Origin of the sequence: Paenibacillus sp. NPDC093718, from assembly GCF_050279985.1 — a bacterium.
Lineage (GTDB): Bacteria > Bacillota > Bacilli > Paenibacillales > Paenibacillaceae > Paenibacillus_AQ.
This window is the reverse complement of sequence record NZ_JBNNUS010000013.1, coordinates 1-21230: the sequence shown is the minus strand read 5'-3', so window position 1 is coordinate 21230 and position 21230 is coordinate 1. Positions and strand designations below refer to the sequence as shown.

The window sequence follows — 21230 nt, the reverse complement described above, 5'->3', positions numbered from 1 at the left end:
TCGGCCGACTCGCCGGACCTTTGTATATACGCTCACTCCAAATTTTTGCAAGCCTCTTGTCAGCGCTCCTTAGACCCGATCTCCTTATCCCCTCAAGAAACTCGCAGCCCTTTAATTCCCATATACCCTGCAATTTCAAACGGCTTTGTTGTCTCTACCATCTTTGCGTCTTTAAAACAAGCCATTCCGAGCAGATTAATATTCTGTTCTTACTTCACTTCAACATAAGGAAGAAAACCTTCTTACCCTTTCTTAGAGGAATTGCTCCAAAACTGGCCGACTTAATCAATCCGAAACTTGCCTAGCTTAACGGCATTGTCCAACGTGGATAGCAAGTAAAGACTCGGAACGCGTTCCAGTTTCAGGGAAGCGGTCCTGTTTTTTTTTTGCATTTCCTTTTGATATCATAATCCACAGCGTTCTCCGAACTTCAGAATTGCGCCGGAAGGGATGATATCATTCACATTTTCCAACCCGCCGCATCCGGATTAAGCAAGTCGGCTGCTCGCGGAGCATCCGGTTCTCCGTCATCTTGCCCTGAGTGAACCCCTCGTATCGTCCCTCTTGATGGGCTGTCGATCAAGAGCAGCACCGTCCAATACCCGGTTCCGAGAATCTACAATAGATTCGATCGCCCTATATTTACGATTATAGCCGTATATTTTTGATGGAAACACTCCTATACAATAGTGTCAAATACTTGCAAACGCGAACGCAAAACTTGTATGCGCTTACAGGCAACGGCACAGACTTTGAGAGGGGGTGGTCTGGATTCGGGTTTTAGGATTATCCGTTTCAAACTAAGGGAGGGAAAACGAAATGTTGAAAAGAAGAATGGGACTGCTGTTGGTTATTATTTTGATTTTAAGTATAATTGCAGCTTGTACTAACGGTAATACTGAAGGTACTGTTAATACTGGGGGTACTGTTAATACTGAGGGTACTGTTACGCCGTCGGGCGGTAATGATCCGACAGCAGAACCTCCGGCGCCGGAAAATGCCGAAGTCACATTTTCCACAATATTTTCCGATGAAGAATTTGAAGCAAATGTAGGGAGTTACGTGAAGAATAAGTTCCCTACATACACGATTAACCATATTTCGAATAGAGGACTTTCATTGGAACAACTAGTAGCCGCTCAAACGAAGTTTGATATTTACTTCACAAGAGCCGGTGGATTTTTGAATGCATACGAACCGATGAAGTTGACTTACGATATGACGGAGCTAGCTAAAAAACATGGAGTTGACTTAGCTTCGTTTGCCCCTGGGTTTATTGAATCTGCCACGTTTGATAACCAACTTTACGGCCTTCCTATTTTTAACGATTCTCTTGTTTTATTCTATAACCGAGATTTATTCGACAAATTCGGGATCCCATATCCGAAAGATGGCATGACGTGGGAGGAGACGTTTGCACTCGCCCATCAATTCGATCGGAATGAAAACGGAACGCAGTATATGGGACTTTGGATGTCTCCGAAGCACTACTTCCGCATGAATTCCTTATCGCAAGGTTTCATTGATCCGGAAACGAACAAGGTGACGGTAGACAACGATAATTGGAAGAGGATTCTCAACCTCTTCACTGAATTGAGCAGAAATCCTGGCGTGCAGAATATGGCTAAAGCAAATTTCCCAAGTCATGATCACTTTAGAGGAGCAGCAGGCGTTTCCGCCATGTATGTTTTTTTAACCGAATGGATCGCGGTTTCGCAAGATCAACTTCCGCTGAACTGGGACATGGTTTCGATGCCGGTCTTCAAAGATCTTCCGGATAATGGCACTCAACCTTACGCCAACTATGCAGGTATTACTTCCATTTCCGAAAATAAAGATGCGGCAATGCAAATTTTAAAATATTTAACGTCTGAAGAGTTCCAAATGGAAGTGTCAAAAAAAGGAAAGATTTCTCCATTGAAATCACAGCAGGTTAAAGATCTTGCATTTGAAAACCATCCAGACCAAGATAAAAACTTCGACGCAGTGTATGTGAACGGAAATGCTCCAATGCGTCAATTACATCCATTAGAAGATCACATCGTTGACTTAATGAATGATAAAGTAACTGAACTTGTAACAGGGCAAAAAGATGTCAATACAATCCTAAGGGAGGTACAAGAACTGGGGCAACAAACGGTTGATCAGGAAATGGAAAAATTGAAGTAACGGGAAAACCCCCGACTCCAATTGGTCAAGCCCCATTTTTGTAGACATTGAAAAAAGCCCTAGGCTGAAAGCTGGCGTCGGTACTCTACCGGCGTCAGCTTATTTAATTTTCTTTGAATCCGTTCATGGTTATAAAAATGTATAAATCCCTCTATTCTCCGTTGTGCCTCGTCCAACGAGGGGATATGATATGGGTAGAGCGCTTCCGCTTTGAGATGCGAGAAGAAGCTCTCCATTGCGGCATTGTCTAAACAATTGCCGCGTCTGGACATGCTGATTTGGGCGCCAACCGTAGGCAGCATGTCGTGGTATGCATGGGACGTGTACTGGAAGCCTTGATCGCTGTGAACGATCAATCCGGCTATTTGCCCAGTCGCGTCCTTTTGCGCTTCAAATGCGCCTTTAAACGTCTCTAGAACCAATTCGTTGTCATTGCGATTACTAATGTGGTACGCGACGATCTCTGAGTTGCACAGATCCTTAATAGCCGACAGGTACAGCCGCTCATCCCCTACACGATACTGCGTAACATCGGTAACCCACTTTTGATTCGGTTTATCCGCAGTAAAGTCACGCTTCAGCAAATTATCTGCAACGCGGCCGTCCGCTACTGCTACTTGATGTGAGTAGCGATAGTTGCGTTTCCTCCGGATAACGGCCTTCAACCCGAGCTCTTGCATAAGACGCAGTACCCTCTTATGGTTCACCTTTTCATCATATTGTCGTTCAAGCTCGTCCTCAATTCTCCGGTATCCATATGTCCCGTTTCTCTGCTCATATATAGCCTTGATTCGCTCTTTCGTCTCGTAGTCCTTGTCATGTTCTAACCTACTTAGATAGCGGTAATATCCGCTTCTAGGCACGCCTAAGAGCTTGCAAAGTTCCGTTACAGCATACAGTTCTGCAGCTACTTGAATGATGCGATACTTTCCCCCAGCACCTCCTGTCTCCAGATTTTCAAACACTTTTTTAGGGCTTCGTTCTCCCGTTTGAGCTGCTTTACATGTCGGTCTTGGTCTAAGTACTGCTCGCGACGTCCTCTTTGATCCAGGAGCCCAAACTCGCCAAGCTCCCTGTACTTACGCATCCACTTTTTGACTCGATCCTTATCCTGAATCCCCAAGTGTTCGGTTATTTGTCTGTATGTCCACTTTTCCTCAATATGTAGACGGATCGCCTCCTTCTTGTCTTCTTCTGTATATGATTTAAACTTCTGTCCCTTCATTGCCATAAAAAATGCACCCCCTAGAATTCATCGGAATAACCAGGGGTTTTTCCAATGTCTATTCTAAGGGGTGCACCTCAAATATTGGTCGGGGGTTTCCTATCGCCATCCATACAACTATGGCGATAGAGGGCAATCTGCTCCCCCTTGTGACCAACTGCTTTGATTTAACCTGCGATGTAATTAGTGAGATGTACCGTAGTCGTTGGTCCATTGAGATCTTCTACTAGTGGATGATCAAGCCGTAAACATTTTCCTGCATATTTATCTCTCACTCTTTTAAAAACGGCTTCTCCCTCCAACAATGGTAATGTACGACATTCAATTTCAAAAACCTTATTTACCAACTTTTCTCCCCCTTCCCCTTTTTCAACTAAAAAAGACAGCCGGTCGCGAGACCGGCTGCCGCATGGTTTATTGAGCTATAGTCTTCTTAAGCGCTGATAAAATTCGGAACAGGTCGGAAGCGGAGTTGCTCGTTCAAACCCTCTATTGATTTACTTCTTGTCAGCCTGTCCTGTTATTCTAATTGAGCGGCTGATCGAAGCGTGGCTTACATTGCCTGCAGCATCGGCTGCCGTTGCGGTGACGGTATACGTTCCGTTGTTCAGTCTTGTTGAATCGACACTAAATGAACTGTTCGAGTCAGCCGTTGTCGTCAACGTTGTGTTTTTTGTCGATCCTGGTGAAGTGCCTGTTATTGTTATCGTCACGATGCTGCTCGGTTCTGCCGTTCCGCTTATGCTCGGAGTACGCATCCGAATTACCGCCGACTCTGCCGGAGCTATAATAACAGGTGCTTCTGGCGCTGTAATGTCCTCGTTGACCATTAGACCCGCATATCGAGTAACAAGAAAAGGAATATCCTCGGCATCATCCAGATCGTAGGCGTAGGGCGGATTGGTAAAAGGCGCCACGCTGTCGTAGCCCTCTGGTGTAACGGCACCCGTATCCATTAATCCGCTTGTGTTGTCATAAATATTGCCCGTAGCCGTGATGTACGCCGGACGACGGTCGGGGTACATAAATTGGTGCGGATTTTTCACGTTCTTGAAGTAGTTGTTTTCCACCAGCATCGACGCGAAGACGCCTACGCCAATGGCGTAGTTGTTGTTACTGGCCGTGTAGTAGTTGTTGTAGGCATGCGCTTGTCCGAACAAGACGCGAGGCATCCGCTGATCGGTATTGTTGGCGAACCAGTTGTGATGATAGGTTACCTTGTTCTTACCTAAGTCGGTAGCATCATGTTCCGCGCCTCCGCCATTCAAGCTGACCAGTCGGTGAGGATTATCCGGATCGGTGTAAAAGAACTTGTTCCATGAAACGGTGACGTAGTTAGTGCCTTGGGTGAGGTCCAATAAGCCGTCACTGGCATCCCAGATGTTCAAGTGATCGAACCAAAGATGATGCGAATTTCTCACGGCGATCGCGTCGGCAGGGCCGAAAATGGGCCAAATACCTTGGAAGTTCAAGTTGCGAATGATGATGTTGCTGCTATCGTCTATGGTGATGCCGCCGCGGATGGTCGCGTACTGGTCCTCCCCCAATATCGTCTTGTTGCTGCCTACGCTGATAGGCTGAACCCCGGATGTGATCGTTCCGGAAATGACGATGACTCTTGGTTCGTCGTCTCCAGCCAGTTGTTCCAGTTCTTCCAGCGTTGTCACCGTCCGAGGTTCGGCATCGCCGCCGCCTGTCGTCCCGCCCTGTCCATCAGCCTCCACGGAGGCCCACCCATGAAGCTCCATGGCAGGTTCCGTATGCGGCCTTAAACTACTTTGAAGCGTCAGGGTTGCCTCATCCCAGGAGACGTCCAAGGCCATGGCTTCGGATATTTCCCGAATAGGAAGCATCCAATTGCCATCCAGAACAAATGGAGTAACCTCCGCTTCGATTTCCAAACCGTTCACGATCAGCTGAGTCGACTGCTGTTTGAGCCTTGCTTGACTCGGCATTGAATTAATCAGAACAGCATTCTTTTCCTCATTCCAACCAACATCAGCGCCAAATTCTTCAGCTATCATATCTACAGGTACCATGACTTGGCCGTTCGCTCTAACCGGCGGAACATCCGACTCCGCCTCTTCTCCATTGACAACAATGGTTACGGGAGTCCTATCAATGTCTCGTGGTTCTTCAATTACAGGGTCTACGGGATCAATAGGAATCGGAACGTCAAGCGACTTGATTTCAATGTAATTGATCTTAATGTTTTCCGTGGCGCTATCTTTCGGATCGAGAGTCAGTTTGCCGTCGGTCACATCCGCTTGTACCGTTTTGGAAACGTAAGTTTGTCCAATCGGTTTGACGTGTACCCATTTGCCGTCAACTTGTTGGTTCTCGAAGATGACGGTCTCTTCAGCCAAGAGCAACAATTTTCCTTTGATTTGGTCCGGATATCGAATATCGCCTATGCTGACCGTCACTTCATACTTGCCGTTCGGAACGGCGATTTCCCAAATAATGCCTTGACCAAATTGGTTCAAGGTTGCTAGCTTAAGATCCGGTTCAATCAAGCTGTAATCTCTGGCGGCACCAACAATGCCAGGGGTCCATCCATACGTAAAGCCATTCCCGCGTTCGCCGTACGCATCCCCGTTGTCGGGCAGATAACCTTCCGCCGTTTGAGAGCCTTTGGTCTGGAAGTCGATTTTGACCTCATCGGTTGTATCCGGATTCGTAACCGGATCTGTGAGCGGGACGATTTCGTAGGATTCCGCAGCCGGAACTGCCGTAGAGAAAATCACAATCAATGGAAGTAAGAGTGCCAGTATCAGAACCGAAACTTTTTTTGATGCCTTCATGAACAATCCCTCCTCATTCATTCATAGCCTCTCGGCATTCGCCGAGGCAGATGGGACAAGGGGTTTCTTGTACCACCAAACTTACTCTCCTCCTACTTCGTAGGGGGATTTTTTCATTAATTTCCTTTTTTCATTATGGGAAATATTCTAGAATATTTGGTCATTTTCTTCGAAAAAGCCTTGACAAATCCTCCATTTTTCCAAAAATGCGTTGTAAGGGTTCCTTTTTCAACCCATAAATCGCGATTAGAGTGCTTCTCTTGAAACCTATTTTTGTTCCGCATGCAGACTACCAAGGCTTTGTTCTTAAGCAACTTCTTACTCAGATTGGGCCCGGTATCGTCATCATCAATAAAGACTGGCCGCTTCTAGCAAAATTATGGATGACTGACCTTTCTCCCCTCACAACGTTTCTTCGAGACACTTACTCGGATCGGGGCCCTGAACCTCGAGATCCAGCATCTATGTTTCGATCCTTTCTCTTGTTCCTTTTGACCAACCCTGAAAAGGGATTAACCGAATGTGTGAATGTCTTGAAGCGGACACCTATCTATGCCATTCTTTACGGCTTCGACTATGACGATCTTCCTGTCGTCGGGACCTTCTATGAATTCTTCAGACGCTTTTGGCCTGCGGTAGACAAAAACCTTAAACCGATGAAGCAACCCAAACGCAAGAGCAAACCGAAGAAAGCGAAGAAAGGAGAGAAAGCGCCTACGGCTACACCGGGCAGAGTGAACCGTCTTGTCACATGGATGATGCGTCACGCGAATAAGAAAACAGCTTTGCCAACGGATCCCTTGTTCGATTTCTTCCAGTCACAAATCCTCGCCGTGTTGGCGAATTTAGGCTGATTGTCATGCCGAAGGTATGACGGGGTGCAACCATCCTCGTATTTACTCCCAGCCCGATTGCAAATCGGGCTGGGATAGCTCTAGAGAGAAGTGTTATAACGGATACCATCTCTACATGATTTCTGCGGCTGATAGTAAATACGACTTGCCTTTGTACCTTAGACTGCAGCCTGCTTCCAGGCATGACGCTGTCAGTCTAGTTATGAGTATGATGGAATGCAAGCAACGTTTCAACCTTGGCGTCATCGATAAGATGTTGCTCGATGCCGCTCATGATGCTGAGGCGATTTACATGCTTCTGGATCATCAGAACATCGAGCCCTTCATCGATCTTTACAACCGCAGCAAGAAGAATACGACGACGGAAAGTGACATTTACATTTCTCCAACGGGTATTCCGATCTGTCCGAAAGGCAACGAAATGAAGCCAAACGGGTTTGACATATCACAGGATCGCCGCAAGTGGAGATGCTCTTTGACCTGCGGGTGCTCCGATGCCAAATACGGGCGGACATACCATACACACAGCAGCGATAATCTTCGCCTGTTTCCCAGAACCGCTCGCGGGTCGGAGAAGTGGAAGTTGATTTACAAACGCCGCACGTCCATTGAGCGTTCCAACAAGCAGGAGAAGATCGATTACAAGTTCGAATCCGGTAGGCACCGCTCGACGATGATGTGGTACATTCGCATCTACGGCATTATGACCTGCCAGCACATGGATGCCTGGTATGTAAGCCAGAAAGATGAATGGGACAAGCTGAAAGCTACCATTTGCCCTACTGTCGCTTAAGTTTTTCAAAAAGCGTTTCTCCTAAATTGTCGAAGTCTGCCCATTCTTGAAACTGGTTTTCAATTTCCATACTTTCCAGCTCCAACTGTCTTCTTCCTCCAATTTCACCTCCAATGATGTCCTTTAATTCCGAGAGACTATATTCATTCATTCCTCATTCCGATTACCAAGCTTTTGTCCTCTAGCATCCACGAACCTCTTACGGTCCCGGCGTAGTCCTCATCAACAAGGATTGGCCCTCCTTTATCCCCCCTCTAGAAGTCGTTTGTCGTCACAGACAAAAATTTGAAGATCTTTTCTTGTAAGCGCTCTATTCTTCTCATATTATACGGACTTCACAATTGAGAAACTCTAGCGGATATTGCTTAATAGTTAAAAGATTTTGCTCTTTACGCTTTGCCCCATTCGTGCTGAGTTCGCGAACGGCATCTTATAAGAGGCGGTGCAACGTGCTCTTGGTAATTTTATAATAATTATTTTTTTCGTTTTCGAAGTCGATTTTACTAATTCAACTTTCGCAGCAACAAATTAGCTTGAATACCTTGCGGCTGTAAGCGTCGAGCCTCTTTTTTTCTTGACTTGACAAAAAAACACCTTCTTAGTTTGGTATCATGGAAGTGACTAGCAACCATGCAAACAAAGAAAGGTGTGTAAATCTATGGTACACCATCGTTCCCTGTCTGACCAGTCTCGTTTTTATTCTGTTTTTCATGCACTGAAAATCGGTAATCTGCTTCGTCAGGCGGAAATTCGCAAGTCTTTTGGTCTTTCTGCACTCGCTGTCTTTCAACTGCTCTTCTCGCTTGTTTTTGAGGGGAAGAATTGGTTTCGACTGCTAGAGAGCAACCGCGGCGCTTCGTTGCCAGGCAAAGATGTGGTCTACCGTTCCTTGAATCATCCAGGCTTTGCGTGGCGAGCTTTTCTTCATTCACTCAGTTTGACGGTGGTTCGGCAGTTTGCCTCGCTTACGTCAGCCAAGCGTGTAAAAGTGTTCATTTGGGACGATTCCACTCTTCAGCGCAATCGCAACAAGAAGGCGGAACTGCTTGCTCGAGTGTTCGATCATACAACAGGCCGGTTTACTAAAGGATACACCTTGCTAACGCTTAACTGGTCCGACGGTTTCAGCTTCACCCCGATTGACTTTGTCATGCTCTCGTCTGCCAAACTTATGAATCATCTAACGGAGATGACGACAACGATTACGAAACGTTGTCATGGGTACAAGCGCCGTGTCGAGGCGCTTACACGTAAGCCAGATGCTGCCCTTGGCTTGATTGGACGCGCGCTGAAGGCTGGTTTCCGTGCAGATTACGTACTGATGAATAGCTGGTTTACTCTGATGGGCCATGTTCTTGTCCCCCGACAATTTTTTAGAAATTCTACATCATTCATAGTTGGGTCACCTAATTCAAAACGAATTCCGTACGACCAGGAGTTAAATAAACCTGTGCGAAGGCTTAGTCCAGGAAACCTTTCATTTAAATAGTTCTGAGTAGACATATATTCCTCCTAATAGTTAATTCTTTTTTTATACCTAGGCATGGTAAGTTTTGTTTTATACCAACCATGGCTTTCTTATATAAGTTATTTGCCTATCATTTTCCCATTCCCATCTAATGATCTTTGTCGTTTATCCTTCGCATATTTCAATTTTTTACCTGTGTGTCCGGCCGTATCTTTTTCAATGGATCAACCGGTTTTCTTGTTTGTATACTTTTTCTTTCCTTTTGCAGGCTCAGTAAACTGGCCTAGATCTACATGATCTTTATCTTTTAATAGTTTTTTTGGGATCCCATCACTTAAAGATGCTCTGGGTTTAGTGGCCCACTGGAATCCCTTATATATCCCATATCCAAGTAGAATTCTACAAGCTACTATATCTCCAATTGGCAAAGGTCCGTCTGCGGCCGCAGCTACACCAGCTGTCCCAAATACACCACTTACAGAAGATCCACTTGGATCAGTATACATTACAGGATTGTTATTTGAATAAGTAATTTGATTTAAACTTAAAGGAACATAATTAATTCACCTTATCCTGCACGTTAGCTGAATGAAACGGCATGGAAATATAGTTAGATGCTTATCTAATCGGTAATCGGTACAAGTTCTTGTCCTCGACTCGGGACACGAACTTGTACCGATAAAACAAAAAAGCCGCTATTTTAGCGACTTTCAATGAGACTATGTTCTTGTCCCCCCATTATATGCACCCTTTTTTTCACTGTAAAATAAAAAGTTTAGGTTTTGGTTATATCGGCCGCCAACCCCATTCAGATCAGCGGCCTTTTGATAAGCATTTTCATTAAGTCGGTGTCGAATCGACAGCGGCGATAATTTTAAACTGTTCCGCTGAAGCTCACGAATTGCTTTCCAGGATATCAACATGTGAAAGAACTGATTAAAAAACCAAAATATTAAGGTGGACTTCCATCTTCCCTTGTTGCTCTCCAATCCCTCTTTAAGTGTGAGCCTTCGAACACAAATGCAACGCCGAGAGTATCCCCATAAGCTGCCGACCCCTATCCTCATCAGGGGCGCTCACACGAGCCGCCACAAAGCCGTCAGGCCGAACCAGGAGCATGCCAGAATCAGGCAGGCCGGTCGCCCGTTGCCAGCTCGCCTTGCTTGCTAAAAGCTCTCCTTCAGAACCAACACTATAGACGGGCAGTTCGATGCCAAAGTGAGCAGCACATTCCCGTGCAGCCTGTTGCCATCTTCTCCCTTCTGGACCTGTCAGTAGGACGAAATGACGACTGGTAATATCAAGAGTTGAGATGCATTGGCCCTGATACTCTACCCACAGGTGAGGTACACGTGAGCCGGACTGCCCTTTCAGCTCCGTATAGTCTGGTGTGTTTCCTTCTTCATTTGAGAGCACAGCTGACGAGGCGTAGAATCCAAAGAGGGCCTGTAGTTCGTTATCCGTCGTTTTTTCTCGGTCGGTGGCCTCTTCCTGCTCTGCAGCAAAGCCGGCCACGTGACGCCTTTCCGTCTCGTAGGTCGAGAGCAAGGTGGAATCAGCGTAACCCTGGAGGACGGCGCCCAGCTTCCAGGCAAGGTTCTGTCCATCCTGGATGCCCAGATTCGCACCCACGCCGCCTGTGGGCAGGATAACATGAGCCGCGTCGCCAGCCAGGAAAACTCGCCCAACCTGGTAGCGCTCAGCCAGCCTCTCCTGCGGCTTCCAGTGGCGAATATCCATGATTTCTACCGCGAGGTCAGGTATCCCGATAGCCTTGCGCACCAGATCCTGGCAGCGTTTTACAGATGGGGCCTTCAACTCTCCATTTTCGAGATTCCCGGGCATCTGAAAAAGCCAGCGATCACTATTATTGACTGCCATGAGCAGGCCCTGAGCTTCAGGGGTCTCTATCGTACAGAGTATAAATTCGTGGCCTCGTACCAGCTCGCTCATGTCTGCACGAAAGTCAATTGCAAGTGTATGCATATCGGACAACGTAAAGCTTTTCGTCGGGATTGCAAGAGTGCGTAGTGCAAGGCTATTAGCCCCATCCGCGGCAACCAGATAGTCAGCACGGATACGCTGTTGCACTCCCGTCTTGCGATCCACAACGAGAGCAGTCACACCCGTCTCATCTTGCTCAAAAGACACCAATTCAGTCTGAAGGCGCAGATCCCCGCCTCGTTCCCTCGCCGCTTCAAACAACACGGGCTCCAGAGCAGCTTGATTAATCAGACAGCCTGTGGCAGGACTGATAGCCCTCTCTGCTTCTTTCATCTGGTCGAACGTCTCAAGATCTTTCCCATCCAGGTTCAGGCGTTTGACCTGTACCATGTTGGCGGAGGCAAGGGTCTCGACAAAAATTTCCCCCCGGCTCCTGCTGAGCGGCTCGGCGGCTTTCCTGACTCTCTCTTCCAGCCCTAGCGCCCGAAATATCTCCATCGTCCGCGCTCCCAGGCCAATCGGTCGGGGATGGATCGCTGTGCCTGGATGTCGCTCAATGAGAATATACGGGATCTGGTGCTGCGCCAGAAAGAGCGCGGTCGAGAGGCCGGTTGGTCCGGCACCAACAATCAAAACCGGAACAGAAACATCTGCCATTAATGTTCTTCCTTTCTGCACTTCACATTTTTGGATTAACTTTAATTTTTAAGTTGCACCAAATATAAACGTGATGCATAAATAAAGTCAACACCAATCTTGCGATCCACTGCAAAAAGAGCTACACTGTGTTTATGACAAATACATTAGGACGACGTGAACGAAAAAAGCAGCAGACACGGGAAAAGATCGCAAGAGTGGCTTTAGAACTCTTTATTGAGCGTGGCTTTGAGCAGGTGACAGTGACTGAAGTGGCTGAAGCGGCTGATGTTTCGGTAAATACCGTCTATAATTATTTCCCAACTAAAGAGGACCTCTTTTTTGGACTCAATCAACCTATGGAGGCTTCCCTGGCCGGAATCGTTCGGCAGCGTGAGAAAGGCGAATCATTGCTCACCTTTCTACGCCAATTGCTGCTCGGCAGTCTCGAACCTATAAAAGCGATGCCGTCCCCAGAGCAGGATTCTACGCGGCAGCAGGTCTTTCGGGTGATTCGGGAAAGCCCTGCCCTGCAAGCTAGGAGTCTGCAAATGACTGCGTCTATTGAAGAGGATCTGGCCCATGCCCTTGCCGAAGACATGGGTACAGAATCGGATGATATCGTGCCTCGCCTCGTTGCGCATCTGATTCTGACCCTTTATTCGAAAATCTTTGCGGAATACGCGAGGCGGCGATTAAAAGGCGAATCTTCCGAGGAGATTCATGCTGGTCTCTCCGCTATGATCACGGCTGGTCTCGATCTGTTAGCACATGGGATCGATGCTTCTGGGGATACCGAGTTGGTGGTGTGATGCGCTCCTCGGCGCTGTTTGTTATGGGAAACAGGGTGAACATTATCAAAAATATCGAGAAGGACATGTTGTGGTCCTTAGACATTTATTAAACTTTAAACTTCAGTTAGATACTTATCTAATCGGGAATCGGCTCATGTTCTTGTCCTTTACGGCAAACGGTACAAGTTCTTTTCCTCGGCTCGGGACAGAACTTGTACCGTTAAATCAAAAAAGCCGCTAAAAAAGCGACTTTCTATGGGACCATGTTCTTGTCCCTCGACAGGTAGCATTTCCTTCCCTTCATGCCGACAGCCTTGTAATATGCTGCTCGGTAAGGTTGAAGTTCAATAATTTCTTTTATTTCTGTTTTTGACGGGTTCGATAGGGATGTAAATATCCATTTCGTGCTTTTCAGGTGGTATGCCGAGATGGGTAGCACGACGCATATCATAATGTTCCATGATCGGACCGGGAGCTGTTTGAAACGACGAGCTTGAATGGTGGCTCCATGATATGCTATAGGGGACATTTCTTGTGATACGATTATTGTTCAAGTCCTTCAAAATTGCATCGCCAATCAGACACCCATGCGGGAAAATAATCTAATCGGTGAGCTACTCTCTGTGAAGCAATGTTACTTGCAATTACGTCATAACTCGGTATTACTCCACGTTCCAATATTTAAAAGTTAACCTGTTTACAAGATAACTAGCCAATCCCAAATTACGATATTTGGGTAATACTTCTGTGCCAATTTGCCACAGTTTTGTACAGGTTTTGCTTGCTCCTGCCACACCAACAATTTCCCCATCTTGCTTTGCAAGAACTGCTAGATCAGTCTGCCAGGGAAGATTCGTATCATATATAATAGCTTCATTGAATCTTGTAACATCAAATAAGCTGACCACTTCTTCTCACTTAATCAGTTCAAATGAAAAAAATTTGGCTGTGACACTGGCTTGATTCTTTTTACATCAGGCAGAAAATGCAAGTAAAGACCTCTGATAAATGGTAAGGAGAATACGGTATCCCTGGTTTTGCCCTGCATCTGTGTTTTGGCAATTAACAACCGTTCAGGTGTAGCCGACACTACAATTGAATTTCCCATAGAAAGGATCTCGAAATAACGTGCCTTCCTTGGAAACGGTCTGCATCCAGGATTTTCTTTAGCTTCAACAAATATAATGCTATCCTTTTCGCCGTTCAGGTCATCGATAGTGCAATTCAGGTCAATAGCAAGTTGTGATTGCACAATGAACAGCATTTCTTTTTGTGTCATAATCATCGTTACCCTTCTGGGATGCAACGAGGCGCCGTTGTTTTTTTGTTAAATATGGAGCGTAGATTTCCAACATAATTTTTCTGAGTGTAATCATGCAGGTCTTCTCACTTTATGCCTTTCGTTTTGCGTCGCGGTCGCATAAGTAACATACAGTTTTCACCAAAAAATTAATAGACTTATGTTGAATTTTTTTTATATACTATTTTGTATCCATGACTTTTTAGGGATACCCTTATTTCATATTGGCAATTGGCTAATCGGCATATAATTGTGCCGGTTTTATTTTTTTGTTAACTAAGCTGCCGGATAACTTAACGCTATCATTGTATTTATCGTGGATTAAACTACATGTGCTTCATATTTAGATATTCATCTAATCGGTAATCGGACCATGTTCTTGTCCTTTTCGGCAATCGGTACAAGTTCTTGTCCTTGGCTTGGGACAAGAACTTGTACCGATAAAATAAAAAAGCCGCTAAAATAGCGACTTTCAATGGGAATATGTTCTTGTCCCCCGACACCTTTGTTGTCGTTAATCAATCATGTAATACTTGTCCTCCTACTATTTTATCAAGTTCACAAAGGTTTTATCCGCTTGATCCATGCTATAAATGATGTCGGGAGCAAGAATTATTTCAATTGTTAATGCGAATAGAAGTACAATTATTAGCGGTAACGGTTATGCTACAATAAATGTTAGTATAGATGGACAAATGTACAGGTTGGTTGTAAGTAATTATAGAATAAATACATTTTACCCTTATTGATTAATTTACAACATACCTTTAGTTATTGGAGTAGTTTATGCTAAATATAACCACATACATTGAAAAGAAGACTATAGATTCTTTTTACTTTAGTCAAGATAATATTGAGGACTATTTTATTTCATTGAAAGATAGTTTATCAATCCAGGTGGCTAACAGACAATTAAACAAGCATAAAGGCCATAAGTTAGATGGTGTAGTAAATATTAAAACGTCTGATACTACAATCACCAACTTTATGGATTGGGATGATATTGACTTGATGTGGATCGGTGTTTTAGAAATGACTTTGGAATATAAAAAAACAGGTTTTGGAGAGCACATTATGGCCATGAATAGCCATGAGTGGAGTGTCAAAAGAATCATTACAAAACCAGAGAACAAGATATTATTTAGAGTAAAAAGAAATCCGTTGATTTTTGAAGGTACAAACCTTTACGAAGCATACAAAGAGACGAAAAACATTGTTGTTGAAGAAGAATTTTTATCTGAAATTCTTAAGGCGGCTAATGAGTTTATTTCTTTTAGAGAAAAACTATTTAAAATTGATAGTCTAGGCAGATTAAAAGCAGTAATGTCTGAAATACAATCTTATTAGGCCAACTAGTAGTTTTAATTTAACAAGTGGCATAAAAGGATATCCCAATTGGATATCCTTTTGACTTTGTGCTTTAACAACCAAGTCTCCTACTCTTTGGCCATGTCTACCTCATTCACGATACCCATGATTTCTGACACAGATTCCTGACAAATTTAATTTTGATGGAATAAAAAGGGCCCTATTCTGTCCGTTAGCTTAATGAAATAGCTCCCTGTCGATGGCAAGAAGCATGTCCTTTTTTTTTACATCTAGCTCCGCAAGTTTAGATTACAGCTCTCGGGTCATAAAGGTACTGTAAGGATCGAGCGTATAGTCCGCAAATGGCCCACACTCCTCAAACCCGAAGGCCGCGTACAGCCGTCTGGCCGGCTCGAACGACGCCATCGAGCCTGTCTCCAGGCTCAGCCGCCGGTATCCCCGCCGCCGGGCCTCCTCTATCATGTGGGCCAAAATGGATCGGGCCACGCCTTTACGCAGGTGGGCGGATGCGGTCCGCATCGATTTGATCTCGCCGTGGCCAGGATCGAGCTCCTTGAGTGCCCCGCAGCCAAGCAGCTCACCCTGCTCCCATGCGCTCCAGAACGTCACGTCCGGCCGGCGGAGCCCGTCCAGATCAAGGGCGTGCACGCTCTCCGGAGGCGACTCCTCCGCCATGCCTTGAAGATGCTCGCAGATCAACGCGGCAATTTCCGGCCCTCTTAAATCATCCAGCATAATTTCCATACCGTTCACCTTCGCTTCGTTGGTAAATTTTCATCTCATCTGCTGTGATCATTGTACTGCCGTACAGGTTTAAGAAAAAGGCAATCTTTCCGGGAAACATTTCCCCTTTCGTCACGTGTCATGTTATCCCGTACCGTATCCGCTATAGCTCTCCCGCCATTACCCTTCCCCTTTAAACCAGATGTCCTTAAAATCTACCCAACCGGCAGCATTCAGCCTTACACCCTGCTGCGCCGGATGGGACAGCACCCGGGCTTCATTGTAGGTCAAATAGACGGCCGTGCCGCGTTCCATCAGCCAGGTCTCCAATCGCTGAAACGCCTCGTCCCGGCCTTCCGGTTCCGCCTTCTGAAGCAGCTGCCCCACAAGCCCATCTACCTCCGCCTGCGCTCCGGGATCCAGCATGCTGCGAATGAAGCTGTACCGGGACAGCAAATATTCGATCTGCCGAAGCAGCCCCTCGCTCAGCAACGCCTCAAACAGGATCAGGTCCGCCTCCCGGATCCGCTCTTCCTTCATCATGTCCTCCCAGGGTACAATATGCACGTCCAGCCGGACCCCGGCCTGACCATATTGCTGCTGAAGCCAGTAAGCCGCTTGCTCATGACGCCGGTAAGCGTACAGCTTCAGCCCCTCTCCGCCGTATCCGGACCGTGTCAATTCCCTGGTTGCCTCTTCCAGATTATACATTGGATCAGCGGAAGCCGGCTTCGGCTCAAGATGAAAACCGGGGCATGGAAAGGAGTACGGGTACCCCAGCTCCCGAACCATGCGGCTCCGGTCAACCGCAAGTCCAAGTGCATTGCGGAAGGAAGCAGTTTGCAGGATTCCCGGCTTTGCGAGGTTTATGGTCAGCATGCTGCATCCGGTAATAAGACGGCTGCACCGCCATGTCTTCAGCTCCTGACGGCGGGCTTCTCCCGTCTCTACGACCAGTACCCCCTTGTTGGTCTCTACCGTCCATTCTCCACCGGTGTCCGGGATGATCATCACTTCGATACGATCGATCTGGCCACGGGCCGCATAATAATTTGGGAATACCTCGAGAACGCATATCCCCGGCGTAAACTTAGCGATCCGGTAAGGCCCGGCCCCGACGGGCAGGCTGCCGGGAACACTTCCTGCCACGGACTCCCCGGTGTCGCGGGAAAGGACCGCTGCCGCCGTGTGAGACATAAACACCGCGAACAGAACATTGGGCTGACGCAGCTCCATGCGGACTATATAGCGCGATTCAGCGTAGATCTCAACGATGTCCCTGCACAGCCAGGAATGATTTTTGGATTCCTGCTGAACGCGGAACAGGCTGTATTTGACGTCATCGGCCGTAAGCTCCGTGCCGTCGTGAAACGTCACGCCTTTCCGCAAATAGAATGTCCAACAGCAGGCATCCGTACTGGGCTCCCAATGAAGTGCGACGCCCGGAATAACCTTGCCGGTCGCCCTATCCAGCTCGACCAGGGTCGCATGGATCTGGCGGATCATATGGGTGTCGAAAGCATACATCGCGTCCGCCGGGTCCAGCGTCACGATCGGCCGGTATATCGGCAGGCGAAGCGTCTCCACAATACGGCCCTCCCCAATCGTTTCCATGCGGTATCCGAAATACCCGGTCAGCCAGTCCATGAACCGCTGCTTCACTTCAGGTTCGCCCGCCTGCTCCTTTACCCAGAGCAGCGCGCCTTGCACGTCCTCTTGCATCACGTATTGCTGTGCTTCCAGGATCACGAGCTCCCGCTTGTCCGCCAGAAACGTCAGCTCCGACCGATGGCCCCTGCCCTGCCCGGCCGCATACCGGACCAGGCCGGCGTCCGTCATTTTGCGCAGGATCAGCCTGGCGTTACGGGGCGTGCAGTACAGGGCCTCGGCCAGCCCGTCGATCGTCACCCGGAACGGCTCCCCTTCTTTTTCGTCGGAATAAGCGCTTCGCAGCCTAAGATAATCCTCTGCCAATCTCACCGGCCATGGCTCCTTTTGCTTAAAAAATGGTATGAATCCAACATACAAATTTTGATGACGCATTTCAATCCCAGCGGTCGGGCTTTTCTGTAGGGAGCAAAAAGGTAGCCTTTGGGCCCGTTTTCTTGACTTTGCACATTATCTAAACAAATGAACCATTGCACCACGCTATCCTGCCCATTATCCCTTAAGGAAGGCAGCTGATCAATCTGACCGGCTACCTTCTTGGCTTTATTCAACTATCTTTTCCCGTTAGCGTAATGATCAACACTATTACTAATGCTACGTTTCTCTACGAAGTCTGTATTGGGAAATGTTTAGGCCATCCCACAACTATTTTTTATGGTTGAGCACCGGACTGCTTGAAGATTTCAATAAGGCTAATGAAGCTTTCATCGGCACGACCAAGCGCAATACCACGCTTGAAGACATCTTGAACGGCGGCGGGTAGAGAACTATCGACACCAGCTTCTTTGGAGGTATGAACTACATGCTCGATGCTCGCCAAGCCCATAGCAAGTTTTTCAACGTCACCATGGTATGTTCCTGTGTCGATACGGGGGGAGTAGAACTCAAGTAACTTAGGCATAGTGTATAGGATTTCCGAGACGTATGGCAGGAACTGTTTAGCTGTGATGCCATTCGCTTGCGCCACCGAAACGGCGTGAAGGTAGCTGAGCATTGCGGTCCAGAAGACATCCATCTGAATCTGGTAATACAACATGGCAAGTCCCGGGTCTTTGCCTTTATAATCAGTGCCTGTTAGCACCTCAAGTGTCTTCCTATGAGCATCGAAGATGTCACTTGGACCACTGTAGAGTGTAATAGACTCCCTATTGCCGATTTCTGAAGGTGAGGCCAACACGCCACCGGTGAGCTGCCAGGCTCCGCGTTCGCTTAACCACTTCGCTGCTTCGCGAACTTTTTCCGGGGTATCCGAACTCAGGTTGACAATAACTTTGCCGGATAGTTCATCCGAGACCGATTCGAATATGGCGTACATTGCATCATAGTCCGTTAGGCTGAGGATGACCAATTCGTTAGAGGCAAGCGCCTCGTTGACACTAGATGCCCTTATGGCCCCCTTTGTCACAAGCTCGATTGCTTTGCTTGAAGTTCGGTTCCACACGGTAACCTCGTAGCCGCGATTCAAGAAAGCGCTAACCATCGCCTTGCCCATGGGACCCAACCCAATGATCGTGACCGACGAGCGGTTTCCAATATCATCAATTGAATCGTTGTTTATTTTCTCACTTGAGTTACTACTATTCAATGGAGTAACTCCTTTCAGTATCAAAATTCGGTATGGCGTCAAATAGCATATAATAATTCTTTATTCCACATGTTCCGATTTCCTGAGCAGCTCAACCAGCGATGAGATGCTATGGTCCCGGTGACCTGTCGCTACCGCCCGTCGAAGGAGATCATGCATAGGGGCGTGCCAAGTGACATCCATGTTTGCCTCCTCACCGATTTCAAGGTCGTATGCGATCGTCTCATGGAAAATGCCGACAGAGGAGGCTGGCTTGCTATAGTCACCTGCATCGATCTCCTTCGCAAAAATAGGCAGGACCGATCCGATCATCTCTAGCCATTTAATGGAATAGGGTACCAGCGAACTTGCCTGCAGACCGCGTGCCGTGACAAGGGCGGCACCCTGGAAGAAACCAAGAAGGGCCGGCAGCAGCGTGCCTCCGACAGCAAATTCATAAAGTTTAGCGAGGTCCGGTTCTCCGCCAAGGTAGTCGGTATCGCCGCCTAGCACCTTCAGCGTCGTCTCGTGCTCGTCGAAAGCAGCCTTGTCACCGCTGTAGTACAGAAGGGTGTCTGGTTTCCCTACGGCTGAAGGTACATTTTTGACAGCTCCGTCGAGGAACCTCGCACCGTATCCAGTTGCCCAAGCGGCCATCTTACGAGCACCTGCAGGTGTACCGGAGTTCAAAGAGACTAGGGTTCGGCCAGTCAATCTAACTCCAGCAGGTTCCATTACCTGAATCGTTGCATCATAAGTGGTAAGGCAAGTAATAATTAATGAGCTTGCCGAGATTGCGTCATCGATCGTATTCACGTGTACCGCACCCTTGGCAACGAGAGGAGAAGCTTTCGCGGCACTGCGGTTCCAAACGGTTGTCTTATGTCCCGACTTGACGAATGCCTCTGCCAGCGCCGACCCCATATTCCCCAAGCCGATGACTGATACTGATAAGCGATCCCTTCCCATCATCCTATCTCCAGTAACGGCAGAGTTGTTATTCAAATTTTCCCCTATCTTACTTGGATCTTTCCTCTCCAATTGAAAAACCTCCCTCAATAATTAGTTAATTTGAACCGCAAAACGCTCTTCTCTGCGTGTTCGAAACCCATTCTAAAGTATTACACTAGTGTTAAGGTCAAGAAGTGCCACAGGAATAACAAAATGACCACAGAGCAAATGACGATGCTCCATGGCCTAGGCGCAAATAAGTGTTGTTTTTTTGACAACCTCAGAGAAATTTGACGTTTCAATAATCTCTTCAATTGTTGAAGCGCCGCGATTTGACGATCAACTTGGGCCAGCTTCTCTTCGTACATGCATCGCTTCGCAATACTTGTAATCGTCAGGATTTGCGATTTTACTCTTGAACAGCTCACCAATTTCATCTGCCGTCATCCCTAGCTTAAATATAACTGGATCGCCACGACTCGATCGACTGCGGACTCGGCGAAACTCCGATAATCGTTCTCCAGTCTATCTGCTTGAGCAGACCATTTTCTTCGTATTGCCGGATGGAACGAATGCTAACGTTGGTCAATCGGGATAACTCGCCTATTTTCACTTTCAAGTACCTCCTTGCTTATGCATCAGTCGGCAAACTGAAATTACATATTTCTGAATACGAGTTTACCAGTTACAAGTTCCAGTACAGGTGCAGATGAGTTAAAGTTTGTTACGCATAACTGCCCATTAGTTGAACAAGAGCAGCCGATCCAAGTTAATCGGCTGCTTCTTGCTTTTATTGAGCTATCGTTACTCTTTAGTTGAAAATATTGCGTCGTTATGCCATGTCATATACGTTACGAATGATTCTATTTAGGCTGGGAATAACCACGTAGTGACTATAGGCATATACTGCTTGTTTTTTACCTTCTGAAGAGCAAAAAGCCATCTAAATATAAATTCCACATACTTCTAATACAAGGGGTAAGTTCGATCCCTGTCATGGTTGCGATG

17 protein-coding genes and 2 pseudogenes are annotated in these 21230 nt (G+C 46.9%); 6 read left to right on the top strand and 13 right to left on the bottom strand.

The features are described from left to right. Positions 1–819: 819 nt before the first annotated feature. Positions 820–2169, top strand: coding sequence for an extracellular solute-binding protein (locus tag ACQKPA_RS28850; protein ID WP_427495834.1), 1350 nt, complete (start codon positions 820–822; stop codon positions 2167–2169). Between the two features lie 59 nt (positions 2170–2228). Here ACQKPA_RS28850 and ACQKPA_RS28845 read toward each other — a convergent pair whose 3' ends face one another. From ACQKPA_RS28845 to ACQKPA_RS28830, 4 genes are all read right to left on the bottom strand, one after another. Further along, positions 2229–3134: an IS3 family transposase gene (locus tag ACQKPA_RS28845; RefSeq protein ID WP_427495833.1), complete on the bottom strand. Its 906-nt coding sequence runs from the start codon at positions 3132–3134 to the stop codon at positions 2229–2231. After that, positions 3077–3400 carry a transposase gene (locus ACQKPA_RS28840; protein ID WP_427495832.1) on the bottom strand — a complete coding sequence of 108 codons (324 nt, stop codon included), beginning with the start codon at positions 3398–3400 and terminating at the stop codon, positions 3077–3079. The genes ACQKPA_RS28845 and ACQKPA_RS28840 overlap by 58 nt, the downstream gene beginning before the upstream one ends. A gap of 161 nt (positions 3401–3561) precedes the next feature. Further along, positions 3562–3741 (bottom strand): hypothetical protein, encoded by a 180-nt coding sequence (locus ACQKPA_RS28835; RefSeq protein ID WP_427495831.1) that lies wholly within the window; start codon positions 3739–3741, stop codon positions 3562–3564. 150 nt (positions 3742–3891) lie between these two features. Beyond that, the gene (locus ACQKPA_RS28830; RefSeq protein WP_427495830.1) at positions 3892–6198 is read right to left on the bottom strand and encodes a stalk domain-containing protein; all 2307 of its coding nucleotides are present in this window, start codon (positions 6196–6198) and stop codon (positions 3892–3894) included. Positions 6199–6722: 524 nt separating this feature from the next. Between ACQKPA_RS28830 and ACQKPA_RS28825 the strand changes: the two genes are divergently transcribed. The 3 genes and pseudogenes from ACQKPA_RS28825 to ACQKPA_RS28815 form a co-directional block, all read left to right on the top strand. Continuing rightward, a complete protein-coding gene (locus ACQKPA_RS28825; RefSeq protein WP_427495829.1) occupies positions 6723–7052 on the top strand; it encodes a hypothetical protein in 330 nt (109 codons plus the stop codon). A 115-nt stretch (positions 7053–7167) separates the two neighbouring features. Continuing rightward, a complete protein-coding gene (locus ACQKPA_RS28820) occupies positions 7168–7845 on the top strand; it encodes a transposase (RefSeq protein ID WP_427495828.1) in 678 nt (225 codons plus the stop codon). A gap of 658 nt (positions 7846–8503) precedes the next feature. Next, positions 8504–9184: pseudogene (locus ACQKPA_RS28815) on the top strand (IS4 family transposase); the annotation flags it as partial. Here ACQKPA_RS28815 and ACQKPA_RS28810 read toward each other — a convergent pair. Both ACQKPA_RS28810 and ACQKPA_RS28805 read right to left on the bottom strand, forming a co-directional pair. Continuing rightward, a complete protein-coding gene (locus ACQKPA_RS28810; protein WP_427495827.1) occupies positions 9157–9348 on the bottom strand; it encodes a DUF3885 domain-containing protein in 192 nt (63 codons plus the stop codon). The pseudogene ACQKPA_RS28815 and the gene ACQKPA_RS28810 sit on opposite strands and share 28 nt — an antisense overlap. Before the next feature lie 961 nt (positions 9349–10309). After that, the gene (locus tag ACQKPA_RS28805) at positions 10310–11914 is read right to left on the bottom strand and encodes an FAD-dependent oxidoreductase (RefSeq protein WP_427495826.1); all 1605 of its coding nucleotides are present in this window, start codon (positions 11912–11914) and stop codon (positions 10310–10312) included. Positions 11915–12111: 197 nt separating this feature from the next. On the opposite strand from ACQKPA_RS28805, the gene ACQKPA_RS28800 reads away from it, so the two are divergent. Further along, positions 12112–12705 (top strand): TetR family transcriptional regulator, encoded by a 594-nt coding sequence (locus tag ACQKPA_RS28800; RefSeq protein WP_427495825.1) that lies wholly within the window; start codon positions 12112–12114, stop codon positions 12703–12705. 644 nt (positions 12706–13349) lie between these two features. On the opposite strand, the gene ACQKPA_RS28795 is transcribed toward ACQKPA_RS28800, so the two are convergent. Together ACQKPA_RS28795 and ACQKPA_RS28790 are read right to left on the bottom strand one after the other, a co-directional pair. Further along, entirely contained in the window at positions 13350–13481 is a 132-nt protein-coding gene (locus ACQKPA_RS28795) for a hypothetical protein (protein WP_427495920.1), read from the bottom strand. A 128-nt stretch (positions 13482–13609) separates the two neighbouring features. After that, the gene (locus ACQKPA_RS28790) at positions 13610–13972 is read right to left on the bottom strand and encodes a hypothetical protein (protein ID WP_427495824.1); all 363 of its coding nucleotides are present in this window, start codon (positions 13970–13972) and stop codon (positions 13610–13612) included. Between the two features lie 801 nt (positions 13973–14773). Between ACQKPA_RS28790 and ACQKPA_RS28785 the strand changes: the two genes are divergently transcribed. Continuing rightward, complete coding sequence (locus ACQKPA_RS28785; RefSeq protein WP_071221803.1) at positions 14774–15334, top strand: hypothetical protein; 561 nt, start codon at positions 14774–14776, stop codon at positions 15332–15334. A 270-nt stretch (positions 15335–15604) separates the two neighbouring features. Here the strand turns inward: ACQKPA_RS28785 and ACQKPA_RS28780 are convergent, their stop codons facing one another. The 5 genes and pseudogenes from ACQKPA_RS28780 to ACQKPA_RS28760 all read right to left on the bottom strand — a co-directional run bounded on the left by ACQKPA_RS28780 (position 15605) and on the right by ACQKPA_RS28760 (position 20835). Then, positions 15605–16060 (bottom strand): GNAT family N-acetyltransferase, encoded by a 456-nt coding sequence (locus ACQKPA_RS28780; RefSeq protein WP_427495919.1) that lies wholly within the window; start codon positions 16058–16060, stop codon positions 15605–15607. 159 nt (positions 16061–16219) lie between these two features. Next, the gene (locus ACQKPA_RS28775; protein ID WP_427495823.1) at positions 16220–18019 is read right to left on the bottom strand and encodes an ABC transporter substrate-binding protein; all 1800 of its coding nucleotides are present in this window, start codon (positions 18017–18019) and stop codon (positions 16220–16222) included. Between the two features lie 340 nt (positions 18020–18359). Continuing rightward, positions 18360–19292: an NAD(P)-dependent oxidoreductase gene (locus tag ACQKPA_RS28770; protein WP_427495822.1), complete on the bottom strand. Its 933-nt coding sequence runs from the start codon at positions 19290–19292 to the stop codon at positions 18360–18362. Positions 19293–19352: 60 nt separating this feature from the next. Then, positions 19353–20312: an NAD(P)-dependent oxidoreductase gene (locus ACQKPA_RS28765; RefSeq protein ID WP_427495821.1), complete on the bottom strand. Its 960-nt coding sequence runs from the start codon at positions 20310–20312 to the stop codon at positions 19353–19355. An 80-nt stretch (positions 20313–20392) separates the two neighbouring features. Next, a pseudogene (locus ACQKPA_RS28760) lies at positions 20393–20835 on the bottom strand (MerR family transcriptional regulator). Positions 20836–21230 lie beyond the last annotated feature (395 nt).

Excerpts from the sequence above, each read along its gene's own strand:
- ACQKPA_RS28850 (WP_427495834.1), top strand. The coding sequence starts at position 820 with ATGTTGAAAAGAAGAATGGGACTGCTGTTGGTTATTATTTTGATTTTA.
- ACQKPA_RS28840 (WP_427495832.1), bottom strand. The coding sequence starts at position 3,400 with ATGGCAATGAAGGGACAGAAGTTTAAATCATATACAGAAGAAGACAAG.
- ACQKPA_RS28830 (WP_427495830.1), bottom strand. The coding sequence starts at position 6,198 with ATGAAGGCATCAAAAAAAGTTTCGGTTCTGATACTGGCACTCTTACTT.
- ACQKPA_RS28820 (WP_427495828.1), top strand. The coding sequence starts at position 7,168 with ATGATTTCTGCGGCTGATAGTAAATACGACTTGCCTTTGTACCTTAGA.
- ACQKPA_RS28810 (WP_427495827.1), bottom strand. The coding sequence starts at position 9,348 with ATGTCTACTCAGAACTATTTAAATGAAAGGTTTCCTGGACTAAGCCTT.
- ACQKPA_RS28805 (WP_427495826.1), bottom strand. The coding sequence starts at position 11,914 with ATGGCAGATGTTTCTGTTCCGGTTTTGATTGTTGGTGCCGGACCAACC.
- ACQKPA_RS28790 (WP_427495824.1), bottom strand. The coding sequence starts at position 13,972 with ATGATTATGACACAAAAAGAAATGCTGTTCATTGTGCAATCACAACTT.
- ACQKPA_RS28785 (WP_071221803.1), top strand. The coding sequence starts at position 14,774 with ATGCTAAATATAACCACATACATTGAAAAGAAGACTATAGATTCTTTT.
- ACQKPA_RS28780 (WP_427495919.1), bottom strand. The coding sequence starts at position 16,060 with ATGGAAATTATGCTGGATGATTTAAGAGGGCCGGAAATTGCCGCGTTG.